Genomic DNA, 21586 nt, shown 5'->3' on the forward strand with positions numbered 1-21586 from the left:
GAATTCAGGTCATGACAGACGCGGTAAAAATCTACCACAACCCACGCTGCTCGAAGAGCCGTGACACCCTTAGCCTGCTGAAGTCGAACGGCATTGACCCGGAAGTGGTGCTGTATCTGGAGACACCGCCAGATGCACAGACGCTTCGTCAGCTGCTGCACATGCTGGGAATGGGCAGTGCCAGAGAGCTAATGCGCCAGAAAGAGGACCTGTATACGTCGCTCAATCTGAATGACAGTCGTCTAACCGAGGCTGAGCTGATTCAGGCGATGGTTGAAAATCCGAAACTGATTGAGCGCCCCATTGTGGTCGCAAACGGCCAGGCGCGTATTGGACGCCCGCCGGAAGAGGTGCTCGAGATTCTCTAATCCTTACGCCGCAGCGCTTCCAGAAAGGCCTGCGGCGTGCTCTCTCCCAGCTTTTTCTGCGCTTTGCCCCGATTGTAAAACTCGCACATCTCGATCAACACCTGCCCTAACGGAACAGCATTCACTCGTGGAATGATGTCGCCGAGCGGTACCGCAACCTGCACGGCCTTGTGCCTGGTCGGCTGTACTTTTACGGCAGGTTCACCCGCGGGTAAGTCGGGTTCAAAACCGAAAGTCTCAACAGATTGGATATCAGCCGGACAGGCGTTCAGCAACTCACACATCCAGTTATTCAGCAGCTGTGATGAAATTCCCGCATAGAGCCGGGCATAACACCAGCCGCTCACCGGTTCGCGCCCCCACAGCAGATGCTGCTCCCCGCCATCATCCATATGCAGCGATAAAGGCTGGTGATGCACCAGCAGTTTTGTGGGTAAAACGCCTGCCTTTAGCGCTTTTTTCCCCTGAAGTTCAACGCCCTTGCGTTTCGCAGAAGCGGGACGGAGATAACGGTTCAGTGTCGCCCGCGAAACGGAAATCCCCAGCACCTCGTTAACCAGCAGCAGCAGTTCATCCAGCGGTGCGCCCGTGATATCACGCAGCGCATTAACGAGGTCAACCTGCTCTTGTCTCATCGCTTTGTGTATCACTTTTGGGGTCGTATGGTTGTCAGAAACCCGATCGCGATTGCGCCATCGCCGCACGGTCGTCACGGAAATACCCAGCTCTATAGCCAGTTCTCTGTCGCTTTTGTCGGATTGTTGCAGATAGCGACGGATCCGCGGCGTGGTGGTGGCATTGGCGTGCAATTTGATTTCCATCGCTGTAACTCCATAACCAATCTCATGAGATTTATAATATCTTAGCGAGTGCTTTGTGACCTGTTTCACCTTTCAGCCACCGCGCTTCACTGATAATCCACAGACATAACATAACAACACCCCTCAATCTTGTACGGAGTTCACAATGAACAATGTTCTGGGATTTCTTGAAGCAAAACTGATGCCGCTGGCGGCCAAAACCGCGCAACAGCGGCATCTGGGCGCCATACGCGGGGCCTATGTTTCCTTCATGCCGTTTATCATCGTCGGCTCGATTCTGCTGGTCATCTCCTCTTTTCCGAACCAAACCTATCAGCAGTTTATGTCTCAGGCATTTGGTGAAAGCTGGAGTGCCATCATTGAAATTCCGTTCAACGCGGTGTTCTCAACCATGTCGCTGTTTATCAGCTTCCTGGTGGCGTTTCGCCTGGCTGAACACTACGGCGAAGATCGCATCTCCTGCGGCATTCTGGCTCTGGTCGCCTTTTTAATCCTGACACCTTTTATCAAAGTGGCCGAAAACGGCGGTATCACGGTCATGCCGGTGGAGTGGATTGGCAGCAAAGGGCTGTTCGTGGCGATGATTGGCTCTCTGCTGTGGACGGAGCTGTTCTGCTGGCTGAAGCGCAAAAAGCTGGTCATCAGAATGCCTGATGGCGTGCCGCCGGCGGTGCAGGAATCGTTCGCCGCGCTGATCCCGGCCCTGCTGGTAATGATTCTGGTGCTTATTATCCGCATCATTTTCGAAAACACCCACTACAACACCATTCACCAGTTTATTTACGAGGTGGTCGCCACGCCGGTTCGCCACTACGGGACCTCCTATTTCGGCGCGCTGATGACGGTGTTCAGCATCACCATTCTGTGGTCTGTGGGCATTAACTCCGGCTCAATGATCAACGGCATCATTCGCCCGCTGTGGATGGAGAACCAGACCGATAACATCGCCGCCATTCAGGCGGGTACGACGCCGCCGCACATTATCACCGAACAGTTTTTTGACATGATCTGGATGGGTGGCGCAGGGGCAACGCTCTCGCTGGTGATTGCGATGCTGATTTTTGCCCGCAGCAAAAATATGCGCGAGGTGGCGCGTCTCGGCGCGGGGGCCTCGGTGTTTAACATCAACGAGCCGATTCTGTTTGGCCTGCCGGTTATCATGAACCCCATCATGCTGATCCCGTTCAATCTGGTGCCGCTGGTCCTGGTTACCGTGCAATATGCCGCGATGAAAATGGGTGCCGTCGCTGTGACCACCGGGGTGTTTATCCCCTGGACGTTACCGCCGGTGATCAGCGGGTTTATCGTCACGGGGCATCTCAGCGGCAGCGTGATGCAGCTTATCAACCTGCTGATTGGCGCCATGCTGTATCTGCCTTTCATGCGTATCGTGGATAAACAATACCGCGCCGCGGAGATTGCCACCGTGACGCAAACCGACCCAACCCTTGCAAAACAGGAGTAAAGCATGTGGGGAATTATCGCAACCTGGCGAATGGCGCTTGAAGGGGTCACGGAGTCTGCGTCCGCGCTGGCTGCGGGGAAACCGGTAGCAGAAGCGGTGGTCGATGCCGTTGCTGCCGTCGAGGACTTCCCGTTGTATAAATCCGTCGGCTACGGCGGGCTGCCAACCGAAAATGGCGAAGTCGAACTGGACGCGGCGTATATGGATGGCGATACGCTTGCGTTTGGGGCCGTGGGAGATCTGGTTGATATTGCGAACCCGGTACGTGTCGCCCATGCGCTAAGCCGCCAGCGCTATAACAGCCTGCTGGTCGGCCAGGGCGCGCGCGAATGGGCGCTGAGTCAGGGGTTTGCCGACAAAACCATGCTTACCGACCGCGCGATGCAGCATTATCGTAAGCGCTGCCGGGAGACGCTGGACAAAGGCTTAAGCCCGTACGATGGGCATGACACCGTCGGGATTATTGGCCTCGACAAAAGGGGGTCGATGAGCGTGGCGACCTCCACCAGCGGTCTGTTTATGAAAAAGCGCGGCCGTATTGGCGACTCGCCGATTATCGGCTCCGGCTTTTACTGCGACAGTGAAACCGGTGCCGCCACCGCCACCGGCGTGGGGGAAGACCTGATGAAAGGCTGCACCAGCTACGAAATTGTTCGCCGCATGGCACAGGGCATGTCACCGCAGCAGGCGGCGGACTCGGTGGTCTTCGAACTGGAAGACAAACTGATGTCGCGCTTTGGCCGCGCGGGCGATCTCTCGGTGGTGTGCATGAATAATAAAGGCGAATTCGGCGCCGCAACCAACATCAAAACCTTCTCATTTGTGGTGGCAACGGCCCGCCAGCCTCTCACCGTATTTCGCGCCGAGCGCCTGCGGGAAAAAACGCACTATCAGCCCGTGGATGAGGAATGGATGCAGGCCTATGCCGCGCGGATCCGCGCGCCAGTTGAGGAGTCATAATGATTACCTTTACGCTTATCACCGCCCTTGCAGACGCAAAGCCCCGGAGTCATCTTATTGCCCGGGCCGCCTGCGCGTTACTGCCGGACACCGCACTCATCGCTGAAATGCGTGAACAAAACGCCGTCGCAGATACCCGCTTTGGCTGTGCTCCGTTTGCCAGAATCACGCTGCTGCCGGATACGCTCTGGCAGGACAGTCTGACAGAAGGGTTACTCACCGCCCTCCGTCCACTGCTGGCAGCGCCGGTCAGCGCCGATGTGGTACTGGATGTCACGAATATTGACGAGGTGGTGCTGACGCAGGTTCTGCGTTTTCTCTTTAACCAGGCGTATGACCTTCGCGATCTGCAGCTTAAGAAAACCGATGGCAAAAGCGTTCGCCTTCGCCATGTCACCGCCCTGTGTCATCCGCAACAGCGTGAAAGGCTGGACGCTCTCTTCCAGCGACAGCAGGCCATTGCCCGAGGAATGGTCGCCGCGCGACGTCTGGCGGATATGCCGTCCGATCGCTGTACGCCGCAGTATGTCGTCGACGAAGCGCAAAAGCTGTGCGCCGCCTTCCCCGCCCTGCGGTGTGAAGTGCTTGATGAGAAGCAAATTATTGAACAGGGTCTGGGGCTTCTGCATGCCGTCGGTAAAGGCGCGACCTGTCCACCGCGGCTGCTGGCCATTCACTATAACGGCATCGCTGATGGCCCGGTACGCTGTTACGTGGGCAAAGGCATAACGTTTGATACCGGTGGCCTGTGGCTGAAGGAAGGCGCGGGTATGTACACCATGAAATATGACATGTGCGGAGCAGCGAACGTGCTCGGGTTGATGCTGAGCGTGGCAGAACTCGGCCTGCCGGTTCGTATTATGGGCGTACTGGCGCTGGCGGAAAACGCCATAGGACCGGATGCGATGCAGCCGGGCACGGTGGCCAGCGCCTGCAACGGTATCACGGTTGAAATCAACAATACCGATGCCGAAGGCCGGCTGGTACTGGCGGATGCGATCGCCTGGGCCAGCCAGCGTCATCCGCAGGCTCGCTATATTATTGATATGGCGACCTTAACCGGTGCCGTCGTAAAAGCGCTGGGGTACGAACTGAGTGGGTTAATGACGCAGGACGAAGCGCTGCGTCAGGCGCTCACCCGCGCGGGGAAACGGAGCGGTGATGAGGTGTGGTCCCTGCCGCTGGATGCACGGTTAAAAAAACAGACCGACAGCGCCATCGCCGACCTGTGCAATACCCCACCCAATAATGCGGCGATCAGCGCATCGGCGGCCTGGCTGTTACACCATTTTTGCCCGCCGACCATTCCATGGGCCCATCTGGATATTAGCGGCACGGCGCTGTGGCGTGAGAATGGAAAAAGCGTGGCCTCGGGCAGACCCATTCCACTTCTGGTTGAGCATTTGCTGGAAGACAGGTGATTTTTAGCCGGTGGCGCTGGTTCTCCCTCTGCGCCAGGCAGAGGGAGAAAAGCGCATCACAGCTTCAGAATATCTTTTACAAAAGGAATGGTCAGCTTGCGCTGCGCGGTAATCGAAGCGCGATCGAGCTGATCGAGCGTATCAAAGAGCGTGCGCATTTCCCGGTCCAGGCGCTTGAGCAGGAAACGCCCCACGTCTTCCGGGAGTTCAAAGCCGCGCAATCTTGCGCGCAGCTGTAACGCCTGAAGTTTGTCTTCATCCGACAGCGGCTGCAGCTTGTAGATTTGCCCCCAGTCCAGACGGGAAGCCAGATCCGGCAGCCCCAGATTCAACTGGCGCGGCGGACGATCGCCGGTGATCAGCAACCGGGTTTTCCCCGACTCCAGAATGCGGTTATAGAGGTTAAAGATCGCCATTTCCCACGGCTCATCCCCCGCCACACATTCGATATTATCAATGCAGACCAGTGAGAGATGTTCCATTCCCTCCATGACTTCAGGCACAAACCAGGTACGTTTATCCAGCGGCACATAGCCTACCGCATCACCCCGCGCGGAAAGCTCCGCACAGGCGGCATGCAACAGGTGGCTGCGCCCCGCGCCTTCGCGTGACCAGATATAGATGTATCCGCTGTGTTCCTGACGCAGCACGTTTTGCAGTGCAGCCAGTAAAGAGGGGTTATCACCCGGCCAGAAACTCGCAAAAGTTTCGTCGTCAGGGAGATAGAGTGGCAGAGAGAGCTGTGCCGGTCCGTTCAGAAGTACCTCAACCAGATCTTACATAAAATCGGCGGTGAGTTTAGCACGGAACGTGCAAGGAGAGAACCGGGCGGATCGTCCGCCCGATTTTACGATCAATGTGACGCTTTTTCGCTGTCTTCAGCATCCAGCACCACTTCTTCCGGGCGCAGGACAGAGATCAGTTTGAAGATCAGGCTCAGGCCCACACCCACGATGGTCGCGAGCGCCATGCCTTTCAGTTCAGCCGCACCGATGTGCACCTTCGCGCCGCTCACGCCGATGATCAGGATCACGGAGGTGAGGATCAGGTTTTGCGCTTTGCTGTAGTCCACTTTGGATTCAATCAGCACGCGAATACCGGACGCGCCGATCACACCGTACAGCAGCAGAGAGACGCCTCCCATTACCGGTACCGGAATGATCTGGATAGCCGCCGCCAGTTTGCCCACGCAGGAGAGCAGGATGGCGATGATTGCCGCGCCGCCAATGACCCAGGTACTGTAGACACGGGTAATCGCCATCACGCCGATGTTCTCACCGTAGGTGGTGTTAGGCGTAGAACCAAAGAAACCGGAGATAATGGTAGAGAGGCCGTTGGCAAACATCGAGCGGTGCAGACCCGGGTCGCGGATCAGGTCACGTTTAACGATGTTTGCCGTCACCACCAGGTGACCTACGTGCTCAGCAATAACCACCAGCGCCGCGGGCAGGATCGTGAAAATGGCAAACCATTCAAAGCGCGGGGTATAGAAGGTTGGCAGTGCGAACCAGTGCGCTTCAGCAATAGGCGTGGTATCAACAACGCCCATCACGAAGGAGAGCGCGTACCCCGCCAGCACACCGATCAGGATCGGGATAATCGCCATAAAACCGCGGAACAGCACGGAACCAAACACCGTTACGCCCAGTGTCACCATCGAGATAATGATGGTTTTGGAATCCGGTGACTGCCCGTCAGCAGGCAGCAGGCCAGCCATATTGGCCGCCACGCCCGCCAGCTCCAGACCGATGACGGCGACAATGGCCCCCATTGCGGCTGGCGGGAACATAACGTCCAGCCAGCCGGTACCGGCCTTCTTCACAATGAAAGAGACCAGGCAGAAGAGGACGCCACACATAATGAAGCCGCCCAGCGCCACTTCATACCCCAGCGGCAGCAACAGCAGAACCGGTGAAATAAAGGCGAAGCTTGAGCCGAGATAGGCAGGGATTTTGCCTTTACAGATAAAGAGGTAAAGCAGCGTACCCACACCGTTGAACAACAGCACGGTAGCCGGGTTAATGTGAAACAGGATTGGCACCAGCACGGTTGCGCCAAACATGGCGAACAGGTGCTGCAGACTAAGCGGGATTGTCTGTAAAAGCGGCGGTCTTTCACTCACCCCGATAGCACGGCGCGTCATAGTGTTTTCCTCTGAGTAGTATTGTTGTTGGCGTTTTATTCAAAAAAAAGCCGACTATCAAAGTCGGCTTCATTATCGTTATTCGATTATTTAGTACCAAAAATCTTATCGCCGGCATCGCCAAGCCCCGGGATGATGTACCCGTGCTCATTCAGCCCCTGGTCGATAGACGCGGTATAGAGTTCGATGTCCGGGTGCGCTTTTTCCAGCGCCGCGATACCTTCTGGTGCAGCAACCAGCACCAGCACTTTGATGCTGCTGCAACCGGCTTTTTTCAGCAGGTCGATGGTGGCAATCATTGAACCGCCGGTCGCCAGCATCGGGTCAACCACCAGGGCCATACGCTCGTCGATGTTAGACACCAGCTTCTGGAAGTACGGTACCGGCTCCAGGGTCTCTTCGTCGCGGTAGACCCCGACCACGCTGATGCGCGCGCTTGGCACGTGCTCCAGCACGCCTTCCATCATGCCGAGGCCGGCACGCAGGATGGGCACAACGGTAATTTTCTTACCTTTGATCTGCTCAACCTGAACCGGGCCGTTCCAGCCCTCGATGGTCACTTTTTCCGTTTCCAGGTCAGAGGTCGCTTCATAGGTCAGCAGGCTGCCGACTTCAGAAGCCAGTTCGCGAAAACGCTTCGTGCTGATGTCATGCTCACGCATCAGGCCCAGCTTGTGTTTAACGAGTGGGTGCTTCACTTCCACAATCTTCATTCTCTTTCTCCTCTGAGGGGGCAACCGCAAAAAAATCGCGGGATTATACCGCTTTTTTCGGATTGCACCATACCCAACTTGCTTGACGTACATCAAGCAAAGTGTTTTAGAGGCAAAAAAGCCGGAGGGCAAGCTCCGGCTTTTTGCGTTTTTACTCTGCTGGAATTAAAGAGTGTCGCCGTTGCTGGCTATCACCTGCTTATACCAGTCAAACGACTTCTTCTTACTGCGGTTCAGGGTGCCGTTACCTTCATTGTCTTTGTCGACAAAGATAAAGCCGTAGCGTTTTTTCATTTCACCCGTTCCGGCAGACACCAGGTCGATACAGCCCCACGGGGTATACCCCATCAGATCAACGCCATCTTCGACCACCGCTTTTTTCATTTCGCGGATGTGCGCGGCAAGGTAATCAATACGGTACTGGTCATTCACCGAACCGTCGCTCTCCTGCACGTCAATGGCGCCAAAGCCGTTCTCCACGATGAACAGGGGCAGTTGATAGTGATCCCAGAACCAGTTCAGGGAGTAACGCAGGCCCACCGGATCAATCTGCCAGCCCCAGTCAGATTTCTGCACGTACGGGTTGGAGACCAGGCTCTTACTTTCGTCGTAATCCAGCTCCGGGTTATCCGCCGTCGCTTTGGTGGCGAAAGACATGTAATAGCTAAAGCCAATGTAATCGACACACCCCTGCGTCAGCGCCGCGTTATCTTCTTCTGTGATATCCAGCGTGAAACCGCGACGAGCAAAGTAGTTAAGCAGATGCTGTGGGTACTTGCCGCGCACGTGGACATCGGTGAACCAGTAGCGACGGTGCATGGCGTTCATCGCCATCATCATATCGTCCGGGGCACAGGTCAGCGGATAGATTGGACACATGGCAATCATGCAGCCGATCCGCAGCGACGGGTTAATGTCGCGCCCGGCCTTCACCGCCAGGGCGCTGGCCACCAGCTCATAGTGTGCCGCCTGGAACATTACCGGTTCGCGGTCTTCGCCCGGCTCGTACTTCAGACCGGAGTTGGTAAACGGTGCAAAGTCTTCGTGGAAGTTGGCCTGGTTATTGATCTCGTTAAAGGTCATCCAGTACTTCACTTTATGCTGGTAACGTCTGAACACAACCTCCGCAAAGCGAACAAAGAAGTCGATCAGCTTACGGTTACGCCAGCCACCGTATTCGGTGACAAGGTGGAACGGCATCTCGAAATGGGAAAGGGTAATAACCGGCTCGATGCCATACTTCAGGCACTCGTCAAACAGGTCGTCATAGAATTTCAGGCCAGCTTCATTAGGCTCCAGCTCGTCCCCTTTCGGGAAGATACGCGTCCAGGCGATGGAGGTACGGAAGCATTTGAAGCCCATCTCGGCAAAGAGTTTGATGTCCTCTTTATAGCGATGGTAGAAATCGATGGCTTCATGGTTAGGGTAATTTTTCCCTGGCAGCACGCCGTTGGTGATTTCACGCGGCACGCCGTGCGCGCCGGCAGTCATCACATCGGCAACGCTGATCCCCTTACCGCCCTCGTTCCAGCCCCCTTCCAGCTGATGCGCTGCGACCGCACCACCCCACAGAAAATCTGCTTTGAATCCTGACATACACTTTCCCTCATTCTGCGTTATTTTCTGCAAAAACAATTACAGAAACCGGTTTCATTCTGATGATGTGCAAAGGGGCTTTCTGTTGCAAGGAGAAAACCGAAACCGGTTTCATTTTCGTGAACAGACTCAACTTTGGGCGCATTCGCAGGGCCTGCTGAAAAAAAAATCCTCTCGCCGAGAATAGGCTCGCAAACGTTTGCCTGGACTGTTAGAATTGCGCCGATTTTTCTTACTAGCTATGCAATCGCGTGGGGACTTGAGCCGTGACCAACAAAACTTCTCTCAGCTACAAAGATGCCGGTGTTGATATTGACGCAGGTAATGCGCTGGTTGACCGAATCAAAGGTGTGGTGAAAAAAACCCGCCGCCCGGAAGTGATGGGTGGTCTGGGTGGATTCGGCGCACTGTGCGCGCTGCCGCAAAAATATCGTGAACCTGTTCTGGTCTCGGGTACTGATGGTGTAGGGACGAAACTGCGCCTGGCGATGGATTTAAAACGTCACGACACGATCGGTATCGATCTGGTCGCGATGTGTGTTAACGACCTGGTGGTTCAGGGCGCAGAGCCGCTGTTCTTCCTGGATTACTACGCGACCGGAAAACTGGACGTGGATACCGCAGCAAGCGTCATTAACGGCATTGCCGAAGGGTGTCTGCAGTCTGGCTGTGCGTTGGTCGGTGGTGAAACCGCCGAAATGCCCGGTATGTATCATGGCGAAGATTATGACGTCGCAGGCTTCTGCGTTGGCGTAGTAGAAAAATCAGAAATTATCGACGGCAGTAAAGTAGCTGATGGTGATGTGCTGATCGCGTTGGCCTCCAGCGGCCCACACTCGAACGGCTACTCTCTGGTGCGTAAAATCCTCGACGTGAGCGGCAGCGATCCACTGACCACCGAGCTTGATGGCAAGCCACTGGCTGACCATCTGCTGGCGCCGACCCGCATCTACGTGAAAAACGTGCTGGAGCTGATCGAGAAGGTTGACGTGCACGCCATTGCCCACCTGACCGGTGGCGGCTTCTGGGAAAACATTCCGCGCGTCCTGCCGGACAACACCCAGGCGGTGATCGACGAATCGTCCTGGCAGTGGCCGTCCGTCTTTAACTGGCTGCAGACTGCGGGCAACGTGAGCTCACACGAGATGTACCGCACCTTTAACTGTGGCGTGGGCATGGTTATCGCGCTGCCAGCAAGCGAAGCGGATAAGGCGATTACGCTGCTGACCGACAAAGGTGAAAACGCGTGGAAAATCGGTATTATCAAAGCATCCGATTCCGAACAGCGTGTGGTCATTGAATGAAAAACATTGTGGTGCTCATTTCCGGTAACGGAAGCAATTTGCAGGCGATAATTGACGCCTGCAAACAGAAGAAAATCAACGGCACCATTCGGGCAGTATTCAGCAATAAGGCCGACGCGTTCGGCCTTGAACGTGCCCGGGAAGAGAACATTCCCGCGCACGCGCTGGAAGCCAGCCAGTTTTCCGGACGTGAAGCGTTTGACCGGGAACTGGTTCAGGAGATTGATGCCTACGCGCCTGACGTTGTCGTGCTGGCGGGGTATATGCGTATCCTGAGCCCGGCCTTTGTCGGGCACTACGCTGGTCGTCTGCTGAATATCCACCCTTCCCTCCTGCCGAAGTATCCCGGCCTGCACACCCATCGTCAGGTTCTGGAAAACGGCGATGAAGAGCACGGTACCTCCGTGCATTTCGTTACCGACGAGCTGGACGGCGGGCCGGTGATCCTGCAGGCAAAGGTGCCGGTCTTTGAAGGTGACAGCGAAGACGACGTTACCGAACGCGTGCAGACGCAGGAACACGCCATTTATCCTCTGGTGGTAAGCTGGTTTGTTGACGGGCGTCTTCAGATGCGCGACGGTGTCGCCTGGCTGGACGGCGTCAGGCTCCCTGCACAGGGTTATGCCGCTGACGAGTAGTTTGTTTGATGTGCCCGGCGGCGCGACGCCTGCACGGGCCTGTGGTCTTCACTGTCGGGTGAGCACCGCGCTTCCCGACATGCCCTTCCCCCAACCCTCTAAAATCCCCCAGAAAAAAAATAACTGTCATACTTTTCTGGCACTGTTGGACATATCGTGGAAATGCTCGCCATAATAAGGACGAGACGGATTTACCACGTCCTGTGATTGAACTGGAGTGTGAGCTGTAATGGGTCAGGAAAAGTTATATATCGAGAAAGAGCTAAGCTGGTTAGCATTCAACGAACGTGTACTCCAGGAAGCGGCAGACAAAAGTAACCCGCTTATCGAGCGTATGCGTTTTCTGGGGATTTATTCCAACAACCTGGATGAGTTCTACAAGGTTCGCTTTGCCGAACTGAAACGGCGAATCATCATCAGCGAAGAACAGGGCTTAAACTCTCACTCGCGCCATCTGCTGGGCAAAATTCAGTCGCGCGTATTGAAAGCCGATCAGGAGTTTGACGGCCTGTATAACGAACTGCTGCTGGAAATGGCACGCAATCAAATCTTCCTGATTAACGAGCGTCAGCTTTCTGTTAACCAACAAACCTGGCTGCGTCACTATTTCAAACATTACCTGCGCCAGCACATTACCCCTATTCTGATCAACCGCGAAACCGATCTGGTGCAGTTCCTGAAAGATGACTACACCTACCTCGCGGTGGAAATTATTCGTGGCGACACGATTCGTTACGCATTGCTTGAGATCCCGTCCGATAAGGTGCCGCGCTTTGTGAACCTGCCGCCGGAAACTCCGCGCAGACGCAAGCCAATGATCCTGCTCGATAACATCCTGCGTTACTGCCTGGACGACATCTTCAAGGGCTTCTTCGATTACGACGCGTTAAACGCCTACTCCATGAAGATGACCCGTGACGCCGAATACGATCTGGTGCACGAGATGGAAGCCAGCCTGATGGAGCTGATGTCATCCAGCCTGAAACAGCGCCTGACCGCGGAGCCGGTGCGCTTTGTTTATCAGCGCGATATGCCAGATGCCATGGTGGAAATGCTGCGCGACAAGCTGACCATTTCTCGCTATGACTCCATCGTGCCGGGCGGTCGTTACCATAACTTTAAAGACTTTATTGGCTTCCCGAACGTCGGCAAGGCCAATCTGGTGAACAAACCGCTGCCGCGTCTGCGCCATCTCTGGTTCGATAAATTCCGTAACGGTTTCGACGCCATTCGCGAGCGCGATGTCCTGCTCTACTATCCGTACCATACGTTTGAACACGTGCTGGAACTGCTGCGTCAGGCTTCGTTCGACCCGAACGTACTGGCGATCAAAATCAACATCTACCGTGTAGCAAAAGATTCCCGCATCATCGACGCGATGATCCATGCGGCGCATAACGGCAAAAAAGTGACCGTGGTGGTTGAGCTGCAGGCACGCTTCGACGAAGAGGCAAACATTCACTGGGCGCGCCGTCTGACGGAAGCCGGTGTCCACGTTATCTTCTCAGCACCCGGGCTGAAAATTCACGCCAAGCTGTTCCTTATCTCCCGTAAAGAGGGGGAGGACGTGGTGCGTTATGCCCACATCGGAACCGGAAACTTTAACGAAAAAACCGCGCGAATTTATACCGACTACTCGCTGCTGACTGCCGATGCGCGCATCACTAACGAGGTTCGCCGGGTGTTCAACTTTATTGAGAACCCGTACCGCCCGGTCAGCTTCGATTATCTGCTGGTCTCGCCGCAGAACTCACGCCGCCTGCTGTACGACATGATCGATAAAGAGATCGCTAATGCCCAGAAAGGGCTGTCGTCGGGCATTACGCTGAAACTCAACAACCTGGTCGACAAAGGACTGGTGGATCGTCTGTATGCGGCGTCCAGCTCCGGCGTTCCGGTCAATCTGTTGATACGCGGTATGTGCTCACTGATCCCTGAACTCGAAGGCATTAGCGACAATATTCGCGTGATCAGCATTGTTGACCGCTACCTGGAACACGATCGGGTCTATATTTTCGATAATGCGGGTGATAAACAGGTCTATCTCTCCTCTGCAGACTGGATGACGCGCAATATTGACTACCGAATTGAAGTCGCGACACCGCTCCTGGATCCGCGGCTGAAACAGCAGATCCTCGATATCATCGAGATTCTGTTCAGCGATACGGTGAAAGCACGCTATATCGACAAAGAACTCAGTAACCGCTATGTACCGCGCGGCAATCGCCGTAAAGTGCGGTCGCAACTGGCGATTTACGACTATATCAAATCACTCGAGCAACCCGATTAACCTATGCCGATAAATGATAAGACCCCACGCCCGCAGGAATTCGCCGCGGTCGATCTTGGTTCTAACAGTTTCCACATGGTCATCGCCCGTGAGGTGGATGGCGCGTTGCAGATCATCGGTCGTCTGAAGCAGCGTGTACACCTGGCGGATGGTCTTGATGAGCGCAGCATGCTCAGCGAAGAGGCAATGGAGCGAGGCTTAAACTGCCTGTCGCTATTTGCTGAACGCCTGCAGGGCTTCTCGCCCTCCAGCGTATGCATTGTAGGCACCCACACGTTGCGCCAGGCGCTGAACGCGCCTGAATTCCTCAAGCGGGCCGAAAAAGTGATCCCCTACCCCATTGAGATCATCTCCGGTAACGAGGAAGCCCGTCTGATTTTCATGGGTGTGGAACACACTCAGCCGGAAAAAGGGCGCAAGCTGGTCATCGACATCGGCGGCGGCTCTACGGAACTGGTGATCGGCGAAGATTTTGAGCCGCGTCTGGTCGAAAGCCGTCGTATGGGCTGCGTCAGCTTTGCGCAGATGTATTTCCCGGGTGGCGCAATCAGCCGCGAAAACTTCCAGCGCGCGCGCATGGCCGCTATCCAGAAACTGGAGAACCTGGCCTGGCAGTACCGTATTCAGGGCTGGAACGTAGCGCTGGGCGCATCGGGCACCATCAAAGCGGCACATGAAGTGCTGTTGGCGATGGGTGAAAAAGATGGGTTTATCACCCCTGAGCGCCTGACCTTGCTGACCGAAGAGGTGCTGAAACATAAAAGCTTTGACGCCTTAAGCCTGCCGGGTCTTTCCGACGAGCGCAAAGCGGTATTCGTACCGGGGCTGGCTATCCTGTGCGGCGTATTTGATGCGCTGGCAATTAAAGAGCTGCGTCTTTCCGACGGCGCGCTGCGTGAAGGTGTGCTGTATGAAATGGAAGGCCGTTTCCGCCATCAGGATATTCGTAGCCGCACCGCACAAAGCCTGGCAAACCAGTACAATATCGACCGCGAACAGGCGAAGCGCGTGCTGGAAACAACCGTTCAGATATACGACCAGTGGCAGGAGCAGAACCCTAAGCTGGCGCATCCGCAGCTTGCCGCCCTGCTGAAATGGGCAGCGATGCTGCACGAAGTGGGACTGAATATTAACCACAGCGGAATGCACCGCCACTCAGCCTATATCCTGCAAAACAGCGATCTGCCTGGCTTCAACCAGGAGCAGCAAACCATGATGGCGACCCTGGTGCGCTACCATCGTAAAGCCATCAAGCTTGACGATCTGCCGCGCTTCACGCTGTTTAAGAAGAAGCAATTCCTGCCGCTTATTCAGCTGCTGCGTCTCGGCGTCCTGCTCAATAACCAGCGTCAGGCCACGACCACCCCGCCCACGCTGAAGCTCAAAACGGATGACAACCACTGGACCCTGAGCTTCCCGCCAGACTGGTTTAGCCAGAATGCGCTGGTGCTGCTGGATCTGGAAAAAGAGCAGCAGTACTGGGAAGCGGTCACCGGCTGGCTACTCAAAATCGAAGAAGAGAGCTCAGACGTCGCGGCGTAACCCCTCAGGCCTCGACCGGCGACGCCTCTGCTTCCAGCAGTGACTCAAGCGCCACCGGTCTGCCAATCAGATAACCCTGCACATAATCGATACCTAGCGCGTGAACCGCGCTACGTATCTCTTCTGTTTCGACATACTCCGCGACCACCAGCATTTTCTTCATTCGCGCCAGATGGCAAATCGAGGCCACTATCTGATAGTCCAGACTGTTGTTGACGATATTGCGGATAAAGCTTCCGTCTATCTTAAGGATATCGGCGTCCACGCTTTTCAGCCGCGCGTAGCTCGCATAGCCGGTACCGAAATCATCAATCGCAATGCGTACCCCCATTTTTTGCAACTGCCTGAGGGTATGTAACGCCTGCTCACCACTGCCGAAGGTGCTGCACTCGGTCACTTCAAATATCAGCTGCCAGGGTTCCACGGCGTATTTCGCCAGCAGACGACTCACCTCAGCCGGGAACTGCGCACGGCACACGGTGGAAGGGCCCAGATTAATGGCAAAACGCTGGCCGGGAAGATGTACCCGATGCTCTGCCAGGAAGTGTAGCGTGTTCTCCAGAACCCACAAATCAACCCGCGACGACAGGCCAAACTCCTGGGCGACGGGCAGGAATTGCAAGGGAGAGAGCAACGCCCCGTTTGCATCCGACATCCGCAGCAACACTTCGTGGTAGCAATCGCCCCGCACGCCACAAACCGGCTGGACCAGCAGAGTAAACGCGTTACTGTCGAGCGCACTTTGCAGACGGCTCATCATCGCAACCTTGTCCTTCAGGCTACGCTGGAGATGGACAGCACCGCGCTGCTGCAGATTTTCCGGATGGTTGGTCGAAATCGACAGATCGGCAATTACCCCCAGTTCACCGAGGACCAGATAGAGATGGGTCACCGGTGAGCGCACATAGCAGTAGCTCACGCCCACCTGAGGCTGCAGCGGCATCCCATCCCAGACAAAGCGGAACTGTTTAATATGCTCGTCCAGCGCCTCGATGCGTTGCTGGTGCGATTCCGCGTTAAGGCGAACCGCCAGGTCACAGCCGGTGAGGTGATAGACCCGCTCACTGGGCTGCAAGGTGCCATTGACCCATTGCGCCAGCTGCTGTTTATACAGGATCCGCAACAACACCCCGTAATTTCGGCCCAGCACCTCCAGCTCCGGAATGCGCAGCAAACAGAGCGCCGACCACGGGTTTTTGGCAAGATCGCGCGACAAGGCCCGCAGGTTCGGCATATGGACAACCGGGTCGAGTAGCGCCAGCCTGCGGGAACGTTTATTTGCGGCGCGCTGGCAGGTGGCCAGCATCGACATGTAAATCACCACAAACGAAAAGACCAGATAGCTGGAAGAGGTAATTGCCAACTGAATGTCATACCCGGACTGTTGAGGGATATAGCGGTAAAAATAGTGGATGGACACCAGCAGCACCGGGGTCCAGATAAGCGACATCAGCTTATAGCCAAACCGCATCGCTCCCCACAACATCACCGGCATCAGCAACGACAGGGTGTAGTTGGTGGTGAAAATCGAGCTGTTTTCATTCATCGGGAGCAGCAGCAGGGTAAGCAGCCCGCCAAGCGCAATGGCCCACAGCAGAAATTCAATGACCGTCACCTTTTTGTCTATCTGCATTCGCACCTGCGAGACAAGACTTCTGATATACCGCGGATGGCGAATCAGACGGATCAATAAATAGCTTAACGGCACGCCCGTCAGCCCACTGACCAGCAGCGCCTGATAGTTAATCAACGTGCGAATATTAAGCGGGGTCAACCCCTCCAGGCTCTGACGGCTCTCATACACCCCCAGATAGAGGGCAAACTGAAACAGCACCAGAAACAGCGTCGCGGGGCAAAAGGCCTGCCAGAAGATACGCTGCGCCATCAGTCTGACATCCCCGTAAGCCGTCATGCTGCGTCTGGGCGCAAACACCCGATACCCTCCCCAGCTGAGCACAACAGGGACAATAAAATGAAAAATGCCGGCGATGGTTTCGAACAACCCAACCGACGGGTAGTAGCGGATGAACAGTGACAATACGATGCCGGGAAGCGCTTCCAGACCAAAAAACATCATCACTGAAAGCAGAAAGGAGAGAGGTAAATAATAGAGTGCCACCAGACCATCGCCCAATCGGGTAAAGGTATTGGCAACGCTTAATACAGGCAGTAAACCCACCGGTAAAATAAGCGGTAAAGCCCACCAGCGGTCTTTATTGTTTTTCAGGAAAGAAATAATGTTCATAGATGCCCGTTTAAACCCCTTTCGCTCCAGAGGGAAATGAAGACAGGCATCCAACCTGACGTACCTGCCGCCCGACAAGGTGTGGGGCGAACAGCATGGAGGTGGGATTTTAAATACCAGGCCAGGGAAACCGTTGACTTAAATCAAACTAATTTACTCAAACGATCCTTTCTTACATTTTTTTTGAAATAGTTTTCTTCATATTATCAATATGGTAAATGCAATTATTAATTTCAATAACATTAATTAATGTAACTGTTGACGGTTATTTACACATTTGCGAATTGACCCTCTCTTCCCGCTGTGCCTTAATATCCCTGTCGCCCAAAAGGGCATGCCCAGGAAAAACACAGTGAGTCAGGCCACGCGTATGCGAAAACGACATCAGTTCAACACCCGGATGACCCGCATCATACTGCTTATCAGCTTCCTGTTTTTCTTCGGCCGCTTCGTTTACTCCTCTATTGGCGCCTGGTATCACCATCAGGACAAGGCCCAGTCACAGCAATCCAGCCTGACCGTTGATTCAGCCGATCGCTAACGCGTCGAAGGATTTTGTAATATCCGAATTATCCCTGCTATTCCTTTGCTCAGGATTTTATCCTGGCGCATCACCACAGCCAGCTGTCGCTGCAGCACGGGCGTGAGCGACATCATGCATAGCCCTTCGCGGTCAGCCGCCAGGTCTACGGCCATACGCGGCACGATACTGTAGCCAAGCCCCGCACGTACCATCCGCTTGATCGCCTCGATGCTGCCCAGCTGCATCACCGGCGTGAGGATTCGCCCCTCGGCCGCAAACCAGCCGTCGATCAGCGCCCGGGTGCCGCTGCCTGATTCAAAAGCAATGAATGGCTGCGCGTGCAACGCAGCGGGCGTCAACGGCTGAAAACCGTCCTGCTGGTCCAGCGACGCGATAAAAACAAACTCTTCGTCCATCACCGGCGTAACGTCGAGCGCTCTTCCGCTCACCGGTAACGTCACCAGCCCCATATCAAGACGGTTTTCTTCAATTGCCCGGACGATGTCGAGCGTATTGCCGGTCGTCACGCCCACTCTGAGAAGCGGATAGTCACGTCCGAGCTGCTGTAACAGCGGCGGCAGAAGATGAATGCAGGCCGTTGCGCCCGTACCAAGCGTAATGGTGCCACTCACGTCGTGGCTGAACTCACTCACGGACCGAATGGCTTCATCCACCGCCTGCTGAATACGCTCCCCGTGCACCAGCAACGCCTGCCCGGCAGCCGTGGGTTTGATACCCCGCCCGGTACGCTCTACCAGCCGGGTTTGCAGAAACTGCTCCAGCTGGCGGATTTGCAGGCTGACGGCCGGCTGGGAAATGCCCAGCAGGTCCGCCGCCGCGGAAAAACTGCCGCGCTGGATAACCAGACGGAACGTCGCGAGATAGCCCAGGTTGAGCGTTGTCATTCAAAGTTTCTCTTATACAGCGCATAAGGTGACTGACCTGCCAGCACAATAGCGCGCTCGCTATGCTCAGGACAACTGCATAACGGAATGAAAAACAATGAAAACACCTGCCCTTCCCCGTCACCTCGCCCTCCGGGCAGGTTGTCATCAGCTTATCAACTGGGGGATCTCGTTTTATATGCCCGGGACCTTTGCCCAGGCCATTGTGGCCGACCGGGGGTGGTCATCACCGCAGCTCTACCTCGGCCTGACGCTGGCGATGCTGGTAATGGCGATGGTCTCCCCTTTTGTCGCCCGACTGCTGGCTTACGCTGGCGGGCAGAGCGTGGTGATGAGCGGAACGTTACTGATTGCTGCAAGCTGCGCGGGCATGGCATATACGCAGACGCTGTTCGGCTGGTACGGTGCCTGGCTGGTTACCGGTATCGGGATGCGGCTGTCGCTGTATGATGCGCTGTTCGCCGCGCTGGTGAACCTGTACGGCCAGCAGGCACGCAGAACGATCTCGCGCATCACGCTCGCTGGCGGTCTGGCCTCAGCGGTTTTTTGGCCGCTGGGTGATGGGCTGCTGAAAGTGATGAGCTGGCAACACGCATTGCAGATCTACGCCCTCTTTGGCCTGCTGAGTGCGGTGCTGATTCGCACGCTTCCCCACCAGCAGCTGGCGGCCCCCCCGCACGTTACCGCGCCGCCCGTGCGCGAGGAACGGCGTAACGGCTGGCGGTATGCCACGTTTATTGCCCTCATGACCTTTGTCTCTAACGGCACGTCCACCCATCTGCCAGAGTTTATTGCCAGTTTTGGCCTGCCGGTCGCCATTGGCATGCTGTGGGGCGTTGGCCAGACGGGCGCACGCGCCACGGAGGTGCTGGCGGGTGCACGCTTAACCCCGCTCAACCTGACGCTCCTGACCGCCCTCGCCATGCCGCTCTGCTTTGTTATCGGGTTAAGCAGCTCGCTGTTTGTCGGGTGTGCCGCCGGTTTTGTGCTGGGCTACGGCGCCATCAACGGGCTGATGACGATAGTAAAAGCCACCCTGCCGCTGACGCTTTTCAGCGCCGAAAGCTATGCCCGCCGCACCGGCATGCTGCTCATTCCCGCACAGCTTATGGCCGCGGCATCGCCGTTTGCCTATGCGTGGCTAAACAAAACGCTGGGGATCGCCGGCGCAATGTGGGTTTCCACCGCGCTGACGCTGGTGATTGCCGGGCTGGCGATAGCGATTGTGCGCAGTGCAGACCCCGCGCGGAATGATGAAATGTATCCCACTGTATCCGGAGCGCCACGCTGACAAGCCGGTACAAAACGCCGTTCCCCGCAAACATCCCGGATACATAAAAATGGTTTTCTGTGTCTGTCATTGTTTGAAACCGAATTTGAAACCGATTGAGGAGAGACTCAGATGATCCGTCGTTATTTACTGCTCCCTGCACTTGTTCTGGCGTCAGCAACCTGCTCCTGGGCCGCACCGCTGGATAACCTCAGCGCTGCCGACGTCAACGGCCCTGCCGCTGTTGCCCCGCTGGAACGTCCACAACCGGCCGCTAAGCTGATTGTCGATCCACCGCTTGCCGGCCCGCTGAGCAAGGGGGCGGTCTTTATTCAATACCGGGCTGAAAACCTGCGCATCGAGCCGGTATTCGGGCCCGATGCGCTGAAGGTCACACCACGAATCGGCCATATCCATGTCGTGGTGGATGACGCCCCCTGGCACTGGGCCGATACCAGCGGAGAGCCAATCATTCTGGTTGGGTTACCCGCCGGGAAGCATAAAGTGACCATAATTCTGGCCGACCCCACGCATAAACCCATCGACCATAAAACCATTGAATTCACCGTACCGCCTCACGCAACGGTCCATCATTTTTAAGGAGCCAGACAATGAAAGCACGCACTGTACTGACGGCGGGTCTGCTGGCGCTTTCAGCCAGCGCCTTTGCTGAGAGCAAAACCAGCGTGGTGCTGGTCCATGGCGCGTTTGCCGATGGCTGCAGCTGGAACAAGGTCATTACCCGGCTGCAAAAACAGCATACCGAGGTGATCGCCGTCCAGCTGCCGCTCACGTCGCTTAAAGATGACGTTGCTGCCACCCGGCGCGCCATTGCACGGGCGCAGGGCGATGTGGTGCTGGTAGGTCATTCCTGGGGCGGAACGGTGATCAGCGAAGCGGGCAACGATGCACGGGTAAAATCCCTGGTCTACGTAGCGGCCTTTGCGCCTGATTCCGGCCAGTCGACGGCGGACCTGGCGGGAAGTTACCCACCGCCAGCGGGGAGCGCGGATATCGCAAAAACGGCAGACGGGTATTTGTATCTCCCGCCAGAAGCCGTGATGAAAGACTTCGCACCGGATGCAGGCGCCGTTGAACAGCAGACGATTGCAGCCACTCAGGGGCCGATCAAGGCCGACGCGTTTGCGGAAAAAGTGGGCCATGCGGCCTGGCATGAAAAGCCAAGCTGGTTTGTGGTCAGCAAAAATGACCGGATGATTAACCCGGAGCTTGAACGTGCGATGGCGAAAACGATCCACGCGAAAACCACGGAAGTGGCAGCAAGCCACGTGTCGATGGTGAGTCAGCCGGATGATATTGCCCGCACGATTGAGCAGGCAATCACAAACCATTAAGAATGACACAACAGCCCGCGATGAGCG

General features: G+C 55.9%; 19 protein-coding genes. 12 read left to right on the forward strand and 7 right to left on the reverse strand.

The window, feature by feature from the left end; all coding sequences use genetic code 11:
- Positions 1-11 precede the first annotated feature (11 nt).
- Positions 12-368 (forward strand): arsenate reductase (glutaredoxin), encoded by a 357-nt coding sequence (gene arsC, locus AC2FAP_RS19685; protein ID WP_014171122.1) that lies wholly within the window; start codon positions 12-14, stop codon positions 366-368.
- Here the strand turns inward: arsC and AC2FAP_RS19690 are convergent.
- The gene (locus tag AC2FAP_RS19690) at positions 365-1189 is read right to left on the reverse strand and encodes an XRE family transcriptional regulator (protein WP_121339161.1); all 825 of its coding nucleotides are present in this window, start codon (positions 1187-1189) and stop codon (positions 365-367) included. The genes arsC and AC2FAP_RS19690 overlap by 4 nt on opposite strands.
- A 145-nt stretch (positions 1190-1334) precedes the next feature.
- On the opposite strand from AC2FAP_RS19690, the gene celB reads away from it, so the two are divergent.
- The 3 genes from celB to AC2FAP_RS19705 are packed head-to-tail and all read left to right on the forward strand — an operon-like array spanning position 1335 to position 5035.
- A complete protein-coding gene (gene celB, locus AC2FAP_RS19695) occupies positions 1335-2654 on the forward strand; it encodes a PTS cellobiose transporter subunit IIC (RefSeq protein ID WP_014171124.1) in 1320 nt (439 codons plus the stop codon).
- A 3-nt stretch (positions 2655-2657) separates the two neighbouring features.
- The gene (locus AC2FAP_RS19700) at positions 2658-3614 is read left to right on the forward strand and encodes a glycosylasparaginase (protein WP_047366201.1); all 957 of its coding nucleotides are present in this window, start codon (positions 2658-2660) and stop codon (positions 3612-3614) included.
- Positions 3614-5035 (forward strand): leucyl aminopeptidase family protein, encoded by a 1422-nt coding sequence (locus AC2FAP_RS19705; protein ID WP_449541448.1) that lies wholly within the window; start codon positions 3614-3616, stop codon positions 5033-5035. The genes AC2FAP_RS19700 and AC2FAP_RS19705 overlap by 1 nt, the downstream gene beginning before the upstream one ends.
- A gap of 56 nt (positions 5036-5091) precedes the next feature.
- Here AC2FAP_RS19705 and AC2FAP_RS19710 read toward each other — a convergent pair whose 3' ends face one another.
- From AC2FAP_RS19710 to AC2FAP_RS19725, 4 genes are all read right to left on the reverse strand, one after another.
- The gene (locus AC2FAP_RS19710) at positions 5092-5793 is read right to left on the reverse strand and encodes a DnaA inactivator Hda (RefSeq protein WP_212479862.1); all 702 of its coding nucleotides are present in this window, start codon (positions 5791-5793) and stop codon (positions 5092-5094) included.
- Positions 5794-5888: 95 nt separating this feature from the next.
- Positions 5889-7178, reverse strand: a complete 1290-nt coding sequence (uraA, locus tag AC2FAP_RS19715) for a uracil permease (RefSeq protein WP_014171128.1) — start codon at positions 7176-7178, stop codon at positions 5889-5891.
- Positions 7179-7264: 86 nt separating this feature from the next.
- A complete protein-coding gene (gene upp, locus AC2FAP_RS19720; RefSeq protein WP_020883061.1) occupies positions 7265-7891 on the reverse strand; it encodes a uracil phosphoribosyltransferase in 627 nt (208 codons plus the stop codon).
- A 165-nt stretch (positions 7892-8056) separates the two neighbouring features.
- Positions 8057-9487, reverse strand: a complete 1431-nt coding sequence (locus tag AC2FAP_RS19725) for a 6-phospho-beta-glucosidase (protein WP_020883060.1) — start codon at positions 9485-9487, stop codon at positions 8057-8059.
- A gap of 266 nt (positions 9488-9753) precedes the next feature.
- Between AC2FAP_RS19725 and purM the strand changes: the two genes are divergently transcribed.
- From purM to ppx, 4 genes are all read left to right on the forward strand, one after another.
- On the forward strand, positions 9754-10791 hold the full coding sequence (purM, locus tag AC2FAP_RS19730) for a phosphoribosylformylglycinamidine cyclo-ligase (RefSeq protein ID WP_014171131.1): 1038 nt from the start codon (positions 9754-9756) through the stop codon (positions 10789-10791).
- On the forward strand, positions 10788-11429 hold the full coding sequence (purN, locus tag AC2FAP_RS19735; RefSeq protein ID WP_333096785.1) for a phosphoribosylglycinamide formyltransferase: 642 nt from the start codon (positions 10788-10790) through the stop codon (positions 11427-11429). The genes purM and purN overlap by 4 nt, the downstream gene beginning before the upstream one ends.
- A gap of 229 nt (positions 11430-11658) precedes the next feature.
- Entirely contained in the window at positions 11659-13719 is a 2061-nt protein-coding gene (gene ppk1, locus AC2FAP_RS19740) for a polyphosphate kinase 1 (protein WP_014171133.1), read from the forward strand.
- Between the two features lie 3 nt (positions 13720-13722).
- Entirely contained in the window at positions 13723-15261 is a 1539-nt protein-coding gene (gene ppx, locus AC2FAP_RS19745; protein ID WP_020883058.1) for an exopolyphosphatase, read from the forward strand.
- Between the two features lie 4 nt (positions 15262-15265).
- Here the strand turns inward: ppx and AC2FAP_RS19750 are convergent, their stop codons facing one another.
- Positions 15266-17506 (reverse strand): EAL domain-containing protein, encoded by a 2241-nt coding sequence (locus AC2FAP_RS19750; protein ID WP_151711832.1) that lies wholly within the window; start codon positions 17504-17506, stop codon positions 15266-15268.
- A 370-nt stretch (positions 17507-17876) separates the two neighbouring features.
- Here AC2FAP_RS19750 and AC2FAP_RS19755 point away from each other — a divergent pair, with 370 nt between their 5' ends.
- Entirely contained in the window at positions 17877-18047 is a 171-nt protein-coding gene (locus AC2FAP_RS19755) for a YfgG family protein (protein WP_020883056.1), read from the forward strand.
- Here the strand turns inward: AC2FAP_RS19755 and AC2FAP_RS19760 are convergent.
- Entirely contained in the window at positions 18044-18934 is an 891-nt protein-coding gene (locus AC2FAP_RS19760) for a LysR family transcriptional regulator (protein WP_410377772.1), read from the reverse strand. The genes AC2FAP_RS19755 and AC2FAP_RS19760 overlap by 4 nt on opposite strands.
- 97 nt (positions 18935-19031) lie before the next feature.
- Between AC2FAP_RS19760 and AC2FAP_RS19765 the strand changes: the two genes are divergently transcribed.
- From AC2FAP_RS19765 to AC2FAP_RS19775, 3 genes are all read left to right on the forward strand, one after another.
- Positions 19032-20225 carry an MFS transporter gene (locus tag AC2FAP_RS19765; RefSeq protein WP_449541449.1) on the forward strand — a complete coding sequence of 398 codons (1194 nt, stop codon included), beginning with the start codon at positions 19032-19034 and terminating at the stop codon, positions 20223-20225.
- Positions 20226-20336: 111 nt separating this feature from the next.
- Entirely contained in the window at positions 20337-20804 is a 468-nt protein-coding gene (locus AC2FAP_RS19770) for a DUF6130 family protein (protein WP_020883054.1), read from the forward strand.
- A gap of 11 nt (positions 20805-20815) precedes the next feature.
- Positions 20816-21559 carry an alpha/beta fold hydrolase gene (locus tag AC2FAP_RS19775; RefSeq protein WP_279257717.1) on the forward strand — a complete coding sequence of 248 codons (744 nt, stop codon included), beginning with the start codon at positions 20816-20818 and terminating at the stop codon, positions 21557-21559.
- Positions 21560-21586 lie beyond the last annotated feature (27 nt).

This window comes from Enterobacter cloacae complex sp. 394I7 (assembly GCF_057320345.1).

Excerpts from the sequence above, each read along its gene's own strand:
- ppk1 (WP_014171133.1), top strand. The coding sequence starts at position 11,659 with ATGGGTCAGGAAAAGTTATATATCGAGAAAGAGCTAAGCTGGTTAGCA.
- purN (WP_333096785.1), top strand. The coding sequence starts at position 10,788 with ATGAAAAACATTGTGGTGCTCATTTCCGGTAACGGAAGCAATTTGCAG.
- ppx (WP_020883058.1), top strand. The coding sequence starts at position 13,723 with ATGCCGATAAATGATAAGACCCCACGCCCGCAGGAATTCGCCGCGGTC.
- AC2FAP_RS19760 (WP_410377772.1), bottom strand. The coding sequence starts at position 18,934 with ATGACAACGCTCAACCTGGGCTATCTCGCGACGTTCCGTCTGGTTATC.
- AC2FAP_RS19700 (WP_047366201.1), top strand. The coding sequence starts at position 2,658 with ATGTGGGGAATTATCGCAACCTGGCGAATGGCGCTTGAAGGGGTCACG.
- celB (WP_014171124.1), top strand. The coding sequence starts at position 1,335 with ATGAACAATGTTCTGGGATTTCTTGAAGCAAAACTGATGCCGCTGGCG.
- AC2FAP_RS19775 (WP_279257717.1), top strand. The coding sequence starts at position 20,816 with ATGAAAGCACGCACTGTACTGACGGCGGGTCTGCTGGCGCTTTCAGCC.
- upp (WP_020883061.1), bottom strand. The coding sequence starts at position 7,891 with ATGAAGATTGTGGAAGTGAAGCACCCACTCGTTAAACACAAGCTGGGC.
- uraA (WP_014171128.1), bottom strand. The coding sequence starts at position 7,178 with ATGACGCGCCGTGCTATCGGGGTGAGTGAAAGACCGCCGCTTTTACAG.
- AC2FAP_RS19705 (WP_449541448.1), top strand. The coding sequence starts at position 3,614 with ATGATTACCTTTACGCTTATCACCGCCCTTGCAGACGCAAAGCCCCGG.
- AC2FAP_RS19725 (WP_020883060.1), bottom strand. The coding sequence starts at position 9,487 with ATGTCAGGATTCAAAGCAGATTTTCTGTGGGGTGGTGCGGTCGCAGCG.
- AC2FAP_RS19755 (WP_020883056.1), top strand. The coding sequence starts at position 17,877 with ATGCGAAAACGACATCAGTTCAACACCCGGATGACCCGCATCATACTG.
- AC2FAP_RS19690 (WP_121339161.1), bottom strand. The coding sequence starts at position 1,189 with ATGGAAATCAAATTGCACGCCAATGCCACCACCACGCCGCGGATCCGT.
- arsC (WP_014171122.1), top strand. The coding sequence starts at position 12 with ATGACAGACGCGGTAAAAATCTACCACAACCCACGCTGCTCGAAGAGC.
- AC2FAP_RS19750 (WP_151711832.1), bottom strand. The coding sequence starts at position 17,506 with ATGAACATTATTTCTTTCCTGAAAAACAATAAAGACCGCTGGTGGGCT.
- AC2FAP_RS19770 (WP_020883054.1), top strand. The coding sequence starts at position 20,337 with ATGATCCGTCGTTATTTACTGCTCCCTGCACTTGTTCTGGCGTCAGCA.
- AC2FAP_RS19765 (WP_449541449.1), top strand. The coding sequence starts at position 19,032 with ATGAAAACACCTGCCCTTCCCCGTCACCTCGCCCTCCGGGCAGGTTGT.